This is a genomic window from Anabaena sp. AL09, from assembly GCF_001672255.1.
Taxonomy (GTDB): domain Bacteria; phylum Cyanobacteriota; class Cyanobacteriia; order Cyanobacteriales; family Nostocaceae; genus Dolichospermum; species Dolichospermum lemmermannii.
Genome location: NZ_LJOQ01000104.1, coordinates 59753 through 70291, shown reverse-complemented (window position 1 = coordinate 70291; position 10539 = coordinate 59753). Strand labels below are relative to the sequence as shown.

At 39.5% G+C, this 10539-nt stretch carries 9 protein-coding genes and 3 pseudogenes; 5 read left to right on the top strand and 7 right to left on the bottom strand.

Translation table 11 applies throughout. The features are described 5' to 3' along the window. Positions 1 to 229 precede the first annotated feature (229 nt). Positions 230 to 1114 carry a glycine--tRNA ligase subunit alpha gene (gene glyQ / locus AN490_RS21425; protein ID WP_300006856.1) on the top strand — a complete coding sequence of 295 codons (885 nt, stop codon included), beginning with the start codon at positions 230 to 232 and terminating at the stop codon, positions 1112 to 1114. A 205-nt stretch (positions 1115 to 1319) separates the two neighbouring features. Here the strand turns inward: glyQ and AN490_RS21420 are convergent, their stop codons facing one another. After that, entirely contained in the window at positions 1320 to 1700 is a 381-nt protein-coding gene (locus AN490_RS21420; protein ID WP_300006853.1) for a hypothetical protein, read from the bottom strand. A 98-nt stretch (positions 1701 to 1798) separates the two neighbouring features. Between AN490_RS21420 and AN490_RS21415 the strand changes: the two are divergent. After that, a pseudogene (locus tag AN490_RS21415) lies at positions 1799 to 2668 on the top strand (transposase); the annotation flags it as partial. A gap of 110 nt (positions 2669 to 2778) precedes the next feature. Continuing rightward, a pseudogene (locus AN490_RS21410) lies at positions 2779 to 3219 on the top strand (IS4 family transposase); the annotation flags it as partial. Positions 3220 to 3235: 16 nt separating this feature from the next. Here AN490_RS21410 and AN490_RS21405 read toward each other — a convergent pair. The 4 genes and pseudogenes from AN490_RS21405 to AN490_RS21395 all read right to left on the bottom strand — a co-directional run bounded on the left by AN490_RS21405 (position 3236) and on the right by AN490_RS21395 (position 5899). Further along, positions 3236 to 4360 carry a lipoxygenase family protein gene (locus tag AN490_RS21405; RefSeq protein WP_300006852.1) on the bottom strand — a complete coding sequence of 375 codons (1125 nt, stop codon included), beginning with the start codon at positions 4358 to 4360 and terminating at the stop codon, positions 3236 to 3238. Between the two features lie 126 nt (positions 4361 to 4486). Beyond that, entirely contained in the window at positions 4487 to 5302 is an 816-nt protein-coding gene (locus AN490_RS21400; protein WP_300006850.1) for a hypothetical protein, read from the bottom strand. 18 nt (positions 5303 to 5320) lie between these two features. After that, positions 5321 to 5512, bottom strand: a pseudogene (locus AN490_RS22960) (LamG-like jellyroll fold domain-containing protein); the annotation flags it as partial. Positions 5513 to 5524: 12 nt separating this feature from the next. Then, positions 5525 to 5899 carry a hypothetical protein gene (locus AN490_RS21395; RefSeq protein ID WP_300006848.1) on the bottom strand — a complete coding sequence of 125 codons (375 nt, stop codon included), beginning with the start codon at positions 5897 to 5899 and terminating at the stop codon, positions 5525 to 5527. A gap of 88 nt (positions 5900 to 5987) precedes the next feature. On the opposite strand from AN490_RS21395, the gene AN490_RS21390 reads away from it, so the two are divergent. After that, complete coding sequence (locus AN490_RS21390; RefSeq protein WP_300006846.1) at positions 5988 to 6476, top strand: hypothetical protein; 489 nt, start codon at positions 5988 to 5990, stop codon at positions 6474 to 6476. Positions 6477 to 6509: 33 nt separating this feature from the next. Continuing rightward, positions 6510 to 7112: a Uma2 family endonuclease gene (locus AN490_RS21385; protein WP_300006844.1), complete on the top strand. Its 603-nt coding sequence runs from the start codon at positions 6510 to 6512 to the stop codon at positions 7110 to 7112. 140 nt (positions 7113 to 7252) lie between these two features. Here AN490_RS21385 and AN490_RS21380 read toward each other — a convergent pair whose 3' ends face one another. Both AN490_RS21380 and AN490_RS21375 read right to left on the bottom strand, forming a co-directional pair. Continuing rightward, entirely contained in the window at positions 7253 to 9094 is a 1842-nt protein-coding gene (locus tag AN490_RS21380) for a serine/threonine protein kinase (protein WP_300006842.1), read from the bottom strand. 58 nt (positions 9095 to 9152) lie between these two features. Continuing rightward, complete coding sequence (locus AN490_RS21375; protein WP_300006840.1) at positions 9153 to 10367, bottom strand: transposase; 1215 nt, start codon at positions 10365 to 10367, stop codon at positions 9153 to 9155. Between the last annotated feature and the right edge of the window lie 172 nt (positions 10368 to 10539).

The following is a 10539-nucleotide window of genomic DNA, read 5'->3' as shown; positions in this document are numbered from 1 at the left end:
TGTATTCTGGCTTTCAAACTATAATATTTTCAAGGTTCGGTGCGACTTTTGGCGTTGCTTTTGTTTCGCTTCGCTTCAGGCACTTATTTAATATATCGAATCTCCTTTGGTTTGTCAACTACTTTTTCAAACTATTTTGAAGATTGTTTTTTATTGCCTGAAAACTGCTCACTATGCTGGGTTTAGTCCACAATGGGTGAGGAATTGTTGACTCAAGGAAGAGTAGATAGTGAATTTTCAGTCGGTAATAGCGATATTGCATCAGTTTTGGGGACAGCGTGGCTGCTTGATTGCCCAGCCCTATGATATGGAGAAGGGCGCAGGTACTAAGAATCCCCATACTTTTTTAAGGGCTTTGGGTCCTGAGCCTTGGTCTGTAGCTTATGTTGAACCTTGTCGTCGTCCTACCGATGGACGTTACGGGGAAAATCCGAATCGGTTTCAGCATTATTATCAATATCAGGTTTTAATTAAGCCTTCACCGGATGATATTCAGGAAATTTATCTGGATTCTTTACGGGCATTAGGGATTCGTCCTGAAGACCACGATATTCGGTTTGTGGAGGATAATTGGGAAGATGCGACGGTAGGGGCTTGGGGTACTGGCTGGGAAGTATGGTTAGATGGGATGGAAATTACTCAATTTACCTATTTCCAACAATGTGGAGGTATTGATTGCCGTCCTGTGTCTATTGAGATTACTTATGGTTTGGAGCGGTTGGTAATGTATCTCCAGCAAGTGGAGGCTATTACTAAGATTCAGTGGACGGATAACATTACTTATGGTGATGTTCATCTTCAGGGTGAGATTGAACAGTGTACTTATAATTTTGAAGCGTCAAATCCTGAAATGCTGCTGACGCTGTTTGGTTTATATGAGCAGGAGGCTACTCAATTAACGGAACGAGGATTGGTTTTACCTAGTTTGGATTATGTGATTAAGTGTTCTCATGCTTTTAATTTGCTTGATGCTAGAGGGGTAATTTCGGTGACGGAACGGACTCGTTATATTACTAGGATTCGGCATTTAGCTAGGCAGGTGGCTCATTTATATGTTGAGCAAAGGGAAAAGTTAGGATTTCCATTGCTGAAAACTACTGTTGGGACGAGATAGAAAAGATAGAAATCTGAGTTGGCGTTACTAGGTTTAAACTGGTAACGCACAAAGTTCTTAGGACTTACGCACTGCACAAAATTGCCATGATATAAATGAACGAAATGGGAATCACTTATTGAGTAGGTGCGTCAGATATGGGAAATCTGTTTTTTGTCAAATTATTTGGTCTGACGCACCCTACAAGAGATAAAGTTCTATGATCTTAGGCAATGGGATTCTTATCTAGATTTTTCTCAATACCTTTAAGATACAAACCCATATCATGATCTTTGATACCATCAATACCGGGCTTGCCTAGATCTTCGATTGAGCCTTTGACTCTATCTTTAAATTGATTCCACCAGCGGATATCATGGTGGAGGTTTTTGGCTGCGTCAATATACAAGAATGTGCCGATATGTTTATATCCAAGAGCGCTGGGAGCAACACGAGTCACAATATCGTTGTTATGAACAAATCGGAAACTGGATGATTTGTATTTAAGATCAAAATTTTCAGCAAATTTACTATCTCCGGTGCATTGGTGACAAGTTAAGGAAAAGGGGAAATTGTCAAGGGTGGTATTTGTAGTGGTCAAAAACATGGGAAACTCAGTCTAGACAAGTAATTGAGCGATTGAGTCCAGCCATGACAACCAGTAAAAAAACCAACAGAGACCACGCAAAAAAGAAACAGCGACCAATGGTGGAAGATGAAGTAATAGCCAAGCAATTGGAAAGATTACTGACACCAGCGATTACAAATCAAGAAAATTACTACCGAAAACTAGGACTTAGAGAAAGGATACTGAATTTACCGTTGATGATGGCTGCGGTGTTAACCTTATTATGGCGAGACGTAGCCGGGGTCAGAGAAATGACAAGAATGTTAGCTAGAGACGGTTTCTTGTGGTGTAATCCTACGAAAGTTAGTCAACAAGCTGTATCACAGAGATTTTTGACATTTCCATCGGAATTATTTGAAAAAGTATTTAAAGATTTATTGCCTAGTTTGAGAACAGCTTGGCACAGTAGAAATAAACGTCCCTTGCCAGAAAGTATTCAATTTACTTTATCAAGATTTGAAAAAATTTGGATAGTAGACGGATCAACATTGGAGGCATTGTTTAGGAAATTACAAAGTTTAGAAGAAGCTCATTATGGACAATTAGCAGGAAAAATGAGTACGGTCATTGATTTAATGACCAGATTACCTGTAGAGATTTGGTTTGAAGAGAATCCTAAAGCTTCTGATACTAAACTAGAAGAAACTATTTTAAATTTAGTGACAGAAAATACCTTGTTATTGTTGGATAGAGGGTTTTATCACTTTAATTTTTGGCATCAATTAATTGAAAAGAAAGTTGACTTTATTACCAGAATAAAGAAAGGAGCAGCAATCAAGGTAGAAGAAATATTTACAGATAGTTATGGATTGCGAGACCGGAAGATACGTCTTGGTTCTGGCTCAAAAAAGACTCCGTTTATAACCTTACGTTTGATTGAAGTGCGGTCAGGAAAAACATGGCATTCCTATTTAACCAGCGTGTTAGATCCTAATGTTTTACCTCCTTAGAGGGTGTTTGAAAAGTTATAGTTGATGTATTTTTTATTGTTTCCCCCCTTTACAAGGGGGGACTAAGGGGGGTAGCAATGTGATGAAAATTACGGAATACCACTTTTCAAACATCCTCTTATGTGGTAGCGGATTTATATCGGCGACGTTGGCGGATTGAAGATGCTTTTAATATAGTAAAAAGACTCTTGGGGTTAAGTTATTTATGGACGGGTTCAATTAATGGAATTAAATTGCAGATTTGGGCAACTTGGATATTTTATGCGGTTTTAGTCGATTTAGGTGATGCTGTAGCTGACGAACTTTCTCTCCCCTTTGATGATATTTCATTAGAAATGATTTATCGTGGTCTTTATCATTTTACAAGGGCTCATCAAAAAGGTAAGGCAACCGATCCTGTTAAGTATTTTGCTGACCCTCAAAATCGAGATTTAGGTATTATCAAACAGAAACGAAAACCAAATGTTAAGTTAATTGTCGCGCCTTTTCCTGATCTCCAGCGGGGGTCTGACGAGTTTTTTTTCAATAATTATCCAAAAACCGCTTGACAAAAGACTTACAGCCTTAACTTGTCACCAATGCCCAGGAATGCTGGAAGGTACTGATATAGATGACATAAACGCACATTTCCCGAAGGTCTTGGAGAGTCTTAATGTCTAATATTCCCAATTCTGGTTTGAGAATGGAATGTGCCGTCAAATCCTTGGACATGGCTGTAATTTCCGACCAGTATTCTTGAATACCAGCTTGATTTTGATCAAAAAAGTCCTTGACGTATTTATTAATGATCTTCCACATAGCGATCGCGGCTCGATCATAATGATTATTAGCCACATAATCGGGTAGTGTGCTTTTTCTAGAACTCCAGTTCCGGTAAGTGAGGGTTTTCAATTCTGCTACCAGAATACGTTGAGTGTCCTGAATATTGAGGACAGTTAGTTGGGGAACAACACCTTCATTCCCTTCTGTACCAACCAGTTCCGCTAAACCTTGTTGATTAATGGATAGTAAGCCCTCAAAATGTGGCTCTAGCAATTCAATGATCGGGCTATTGACCACATTGCGGTAATAAGCCATTGCATATTGATCTATATTCAGGTGAGTACCACCCAAATGAGCAACAGTTTCATGTAGAACAAACTCAGCACAGCGGAAGAGTTTTTTAGCCCATTCCCAATCCTGATCACGGGGAGTAAGATTCTTGACTTCCCTCTCTCCGTGAAGGATAAATTCAATGGAATGGACTTGAAGTTGCTGACCATCCAGACAGAAACGAGCTTCAATAAATCTGGGTAGAATACCATTGGCATCAACAGTTACATCACTAAAATCATAACGAATAAAATACTGCCAAGGCTTATTTTCTACCCGTTTCAGCTTACCAGGGCTGAAACCATTCAGACGACGCTCCACAAAAAATTCATCACTAAATTTATCAGGACGCAGACGAGTAAGATTGGGTATCAGGTAGGGAACAGCATTAAGTTCAGTCCCCCCACTTTTGAGATTGGGGGCAGTGATAATCGGCCGCACTAAACCTATACCATACACACTGCATTTAAAGTTGTACTGCCATTTGAGGCTGGGTAGGACAGTGGGAGGCAGGGGTTTGCTGACATCAAAGGTGGGGATATCCGCCGCATAGATGAATTTTTCTTGATTTGCCTTTCTTTCTTCCGCAACAGTCATGTTTAATACCTCTAAAATCTGTAAATTACTTAACAAATCTCCTAAATACTGATACTCATCATCAGCTTATCGAGGGGAAGTCCTGGTTCAATTTGAGCGCGTTGGTTCCAAATCGCATCTTTGAGATCAGCAGGACCGACATCCATGATCAAGTTGCAACGAACCAATATTCAGGTGGAGACGACCCAAGTGTATTCCTGTTTCGTGATAGAGAAATTCGGTACAACGGAACAGTTTTTTAGCCCATTCCCAATCTTGATCACCAGGGCGTTGGGTTTTGACTTGGGTTTCACCAAAGAGGGTGTATTCGATAGAGTGAGGAGTGAGTTGTTGCCCTTCTAAACAGAAACGAGCCTCAATTAATTTGGGCAAAATGCCGTGATCATCAATTTTTTGAATGCCACTCATGTCATAGCGGATGACATATTGCCAGGGCTGATTTTGCACTCGTTTGAGTTGACCGGGGTTAAAACCATTAAGACGGCGTTCTACAAAAAATTCATCACTGTATTTATCCAGACGCAGACGGGTGAGGTTTTCCGGGGCAGTTGCAATCTGTTTAGGTGGTAATTTTGCGGGAATTTTACTAAAGTCGCCGGCATTTTCGACCAATACCTGGCGCATTAAGACATCCTTGGTTGCTCCTCCCAAACCATAAGCTGATTGATAGAAGTTAGCCAGCCAGCGGGGTGAGGGGTGGACTTCAGACGGCAGCGGTTTAAAAGCGTCTAAAGCCCGAACATCACCAATTTTGCCAGCATAGCTAAATTTCTCTTTACGGCTGAGAATGGCTACTGGTAATTTAGATTTGCTCCAAGTCGCGCCGGAAATAATCCCAAAGTTGTCAGAAAAACAAGAATCGTAAGCAATCTCAGTTGCACCCTTGTCTAATAACCAATAGCCAACTAAGCCCGGTTCAATGGACTCTAACCGGCGAGACATATTGGCTTGAATTTGGGCAGAAGTGCGGGGGATATTCCAAATGCGGAGTTCTGCTAGTTGACCCGCTAAATAGGAATTCGCGGCATAACTTCTGCCAATTAATAGGTCTGCTTCAGCGTTATCAGCGATCGCTCCTTCCAGTGGAACTGCGCCTTGGGACTGGCCATTTACAAATAGTTCAACCTGCTGGTTACTGACAACCGCAGCTAGGTGATACCAACGTTATAGGGCGATTTCTGTCTTGGTAGTTCCCCCTACAACCAGATTAGTTTTATCTTTTGTAGAGTAAGTAAATACTGGTAGTTTTGTAGTTTCGTTAATAGAAAGACCATAGAAAATGGCCGCTTTATTTAGAGGAGGTTGACCGGGTTTATCTGGTTCGGCAGGATTATATTGCTTCGTCAAAATTGAACCACCTTTGTAGGCATAGTAGCTCACAATTCCATTGTTGTCTTTTAACTGTTGGATATAGATAGAGATTTCTGCTTCTCTGCTGGTTTGCGCCCATGCTTTATTTATCGGTACTACAGATAACCATAAGCAAGAGAAAGAAACGGCACTTACAGCTAATAATCTTTTCAACTTTTTCTTGCTCATTAGTTTGCCTCACTGTAGTAATTTTTCAGTTAGATGCTTTTTTGTAGCCTACCCGCTTTAAGGGAATTTATACAGTGTAACATAGCATTTGAGTAAAATTGCTGGCACATTTGAGATTAATCAATGTGAATCTCACGACGAACTAGATTTTCTCTTTCCTGAACTTACCCGCATTCATCATCATGATTTAGTGATCATCGAATCATGGCAAAATCATGTAGATTGGGTAAAATCTCTACCTCCAGCCGAATTAAAACTTTTAAATAGTGCAGATTTTCATAATTCCGAAATTACCCAAACTATCACTAATTCAGAAATACCAGCAGAACAAATCAGCTACGAAAACATCGCCGAAAAATCCCATTTTTATTCCTTACGTGATCAATTATTATTTATGTTTGCGCCAGAATTACGCCGGGAATATGAAAATTATGTGAGTCAACAAGCCGCAAATTCTGGATATAGAACCTTAGTTACATCTAATTTACAACAAGCCTCAGATTTAACTGTTGCTAATCTTTTTCACTATTTTAATATTAGAGATGAATCACAGGAAGATGAGTCAAAAGTTAGTTAGAATAAACCCAACATCACAAGACAATCTAAAATTATGACCTATACCCCAGTAAAACCACTCACCTTTGAGCAATTTTTAATTGAATATGGGGACAATACTCGCTATGAACTAATTGACGGAGAACTAAGAGATATGGAACCAACAGGACCCCATGAAGAAGTTGCTGGAAATATTGCCGGGAGAATTTACACTGAGATTATTCATAATAATTTAAACTGGTTGATTCCCAAAAATTGCTTAATTAAACCCTTCGCTGGGTCAGCTACAGCACTCCGTCCAGATGTAATTGTCTTAGATAAAGCAAAACTTAATCAAGAACCACTTTGGCAAAAAGAACCAGTAATTTGCAATGGTAATACCATTAAATTAGTTGCTGAAGTTGTGAGTACAAATTGGCAAGATGATTATGCCAGAAAAATAGAAGAATATGCCTTTTTGGAAATACCAGAATATTGGATAATAGACTTTCGGGCATTAGGGGGAATTCAATTTATTGGCAACCCTAAACAACCGACATTAACAATTTGTCAATTAATTAATGGGGTCTATCAACAAGAAAAATATCGTTTAGAAGATAGTATTTTTTCTCCTCTATTTCCAGATTTAAAACTTAAATTAGATGACATCATGCCATAAAATTGTAGGTTGTATTTGTGGGTTGGGTAGAACAAAGTGAAACCCAACAAACCCGAATACAAAAATGAAAATAAAATGTTGGGTTTCGTTCCTCAACCCAACCTACATAATAATAAAGACCACTATGGAAAACGGCATATTTAAACCCCACTTTTTGGTGTTGCTGTGGGAGTTGGTTTATTTTCCTGGGGTAATACTTGTTTAGCGGCATTTTCAGCAGCTTGTTTAAACATTGGTTCTAACTTATCACGCCAATATTTAATATTCGGGAGCTTTTCAGGATGATCTCGATAAGCTAAAACTTCATCCCATTTACCATTATCAATGGCTTTATTAATATCCTTAGCTAAAGCCTCAGCTTTTGCCCAATCATTCTGCCATTGATTAACAGTATCCACCGTTTCTTGAATTCCAGAAATAGCATTTCCTGAAGTGGATTGTAGTAAAGAAATTGCTCCTTGTAAATCTCCTGATTCAAATTTTTCTCTAGCTTTTGCCACAGTTTTAGATTTATCTTCAGTAGCGGACGGAGTTGGTTTGGGTGCAGAAGTTTCCACAGCAGGTTTTTGTGAAACTTGAGGAACAGGAAGGGATGCAATTAAAGAACTATCATCTACAATTTGAATAGCTAAACCTTTGTCACGTCGGCAAGAAATCCATGTTTCATTATTAGAAATAATATCAGAATGCGCCCAAGCCAAGCGACCAGATGAAAGTTTAATTTCTACCCAGCCGCGATTTGTGCGCTTACCCGTCACCTCAAATTTACTAGCTGCACCCAAGGTCTTCAAAATATTATCAGAATTAATCGCACTAGGTTCAGAACGAATATTAGAATTAGCCGCAACTACAGCCAGACAATTATTTATTAATTTGGTCTTTTCTCCTGTCCAATTACCAGTTAAATTCTGTAGATTGGGATATATATTTGTAAATAAAGCCGCTACACCACCTACTAATAATATGCCAATTAATAAAGGTAAAGGATCAGGTTTATTAGATTCTTGAGGAATATATTGTTGTTGAGGGGCAGGTTGAGAAGGAACACGATTAGCGGGAGAAACCGCCATTGTTTTCTGTATAAATCTGGAAGCTAGGGGTGGTGGAGATTGATAAATAATTTGAGGAGATAGGGAAGGTTGGGATAGTTCCGGGGTGATATTCACCAAGTCTCGACAAGCTTGTAAGGCTTCCGTTGCTGTTTGATAGCGTTCTTTGAAATGATAACGCACCATCTTCGTTAAAATTGCGACTAACTCAGGATTAACAGGAATTAAATGCTGCCAGTTAATTTCCCCTGTATCTGGATCTTCTTGTAATTGACTAACTGGGACTCCCGTTAATGCTTGAATAGCAATAATCCCCAAAGCGTAAATATCGCTATTAGGTCTAGGCTTACCTTGTCCCTGTTCTGTAGGCATATAGCCAGGCGTGCCAATAGCTACCGTAGCCGTTTGTTGTCCGCCCACCACAACCAAAGGGGAGCGTAGTTGTTTAACTGCGCCAAAGTCTACTAAAACTAATTTACAATCAGCCTCACGGCGAATAATATTATCTGGCTTAATATCGCGGTGAATCACACCTTCTTGGTGAACAAACTCTAAAATACTCAAAATTTCCAACAGCATTTGCATAACTTGGACTTCACTCCAAGGCTGTCCGGGAATGAGTTCTTCACTCAGAGTGTGGCCGTCAATAAATTCTTGGACTAAAAAGAATTCTTGATTTTCGTCAAAATAAGCTAAAAGCCTGGGTATTTGGTCATTGTTGCTCAATTTCTCTAAAGTTTCTGCTTCGCTATTAAACAGGCGTTTAGCAGTAACAAAGATGTTAGGGTCAGAATTAGCCGGTTTCAGGTGTTTAACCACGCAGATGGGGTTGCCTGGCCGTCTGGTATCTTGGGCAATATAGGTTTGACCAAATCCCCCTGTCGCCAAGACGCGAATGACTTGGTAGCGATGATCTAGTAATTTGCCTATCATAATTTCCCTCCCCAGCTTTACAGCTTAAATTTTCCTGCTAGTATTGACACTCTCAGGTCTAAAGACACTGAGATTCTTTAATCAACGATATGACTTGCTCAGACAGGATTTCTCCAGTCTGAATAGAGGTCTTATCTCCTAAAGCGTTGCTCATGTCTAGCATGAAAGTTCCGGTATGCCCTACCGTACTCAATCCTCGACTCAGGATATTTCTAGCCGCATTTTCATCTCTATCCATCACACAACCGCATTTACAAACGTGCGTTCTAGTGGATAGCGTTTTCTTAACAACTTCACCACAGCTAGAACATTCCTGGCTAGTATATTGCGGATTTACCGCCACCGTGACTCTCTTAAATACTTTCCCAAAGTATTCAAGCCAGACACGAAACTGATACCAGGATGCGTCATTAATAGACTTAGCTAAACAATGATTTTTCACCAGATTTTTAATTCTCAAATCTTCATAGGATATCAAGTCGTTGGACTGAACTACGCACCGTGCTAATTTCACAGCATGGTCTTTACGTTTCCTACTTATTTTGAGGTGGCGTTTTCCTAAAATCTGTCTAGCTTTGCCTCGATTTTTTGAACCTTTGACTTTTCTGGAAACGCGACGTTGTGAACGTTTAAGAACCTTTTCTCCAATACGCAGAAACTTAGGATTCTCAATCATTACGCCATTAGAGTCGGTGTAGTATTCTTTTAATCCTACATCTAATCCAATTGTATTTCCTGATGGTTCTACATTTTCTTGACGGTTGACATCAATACAAAATTGACAATAATAACCGTCAGCCCGTTTTACCAATCTTACCCGTTTTATTTGGTTGATTTGGTAGAAGTGGAGGTTACGAGTCCCTTTGATTTTTAATCTGCCAATACCTTTTTTGTCGGTGAAAGTGATGGATTTACGATTATCCGCAAGCCGCCATCCTGATGTTTTGTATTCAACAGAACGACAATCTTTTTGAAATTGAGGATATCCCTTTAACCCAGGAATATTCTTCTTGCAGTTATCATAAAACCGAGAGATAGAAGACCATGCTCTTTCAGCACTAGCTTGTCGCGCCATCGAATTAAGTTCATTAGCGAACGGAAAATTAGCAGCTAAGACAGAGCAATATTTCTGCAAGTCATTTTTGCCTATATCTAAAACATCCATCCATAGCCGAATACAGCTATTACGAACGAATTGGGCAGTACGAATTGCATCATCTATTGCTGTTAACTGAACTGATTTTCCGTAAACTTTAAACTCAAAAATTAGCATTATTCCTACCTCCAATCTTATGCTACTATTTGTGGTATAAGATTGTCAATATATTTAGCAGTACAAGATTGAAGGCAGTTAAAACCGCCCGTGTCGCTTATATCTCAGGGCTGAAGCCATGGTTCTTGAGCTTGTCGAAGGACTGAGCTTTACGCTGATCGGATACTTCTGT

Excerpts from the sequence above, each read along its gene's own strand:
- AN490_RS21420 (WP_300006853.1), bottom strand. The coding sequence starts at position 1,700 with ATGTTTTTGACCACTACAAATACCACCCTTGACAATTTCCCCTTTTCC.
- AN490_RS21405 (WP_300006852.1), bottom strand. The coding sequence starts at position 4,360 with ATGACTGTTGCGGAAGAAAGAAAGGCAAATCAAGAAAAATTCATCTAT.
- AN490_RS21400 (WP_300006850.1), bottom strand. The coding sequence starts at position 5,302 with ATGTCTCGCCGGTTAGAGTCCATTGAACCGGGCTTAGTTGGCTATTGG.
- AN490_RS21395 (WP_300006848.1), bottom strand. The coding sequence starts at position 5,899 with ATGAGCAAGAAAAAGTTGAAAAGATTATTAGCTGTAAGTGCCGTTTCT.
- AN490_RS21385 (WP_300006844.1), top strand. The coding sequence starts at position 6,510 with ATGACCTATACCCCAGTAAAACCACTCACCTTTGAGCAATTTTTAATT.
- AN490_RS21380 (WP_300006842.1), bottom strand. The coding sequence starts at position 9,094 with ATGATAGGCAAATTACTAGATCATCGCTACCAAGTCATTCGCGTCTTG.
- AN490_RS21375 (WP_300006840.1), bottom strand. The coding sequence starts at position 10,367 with ATGCTAATTTTTGAGTTTAAAGTTTACGGAAAATCAGTTCAGTTAACA.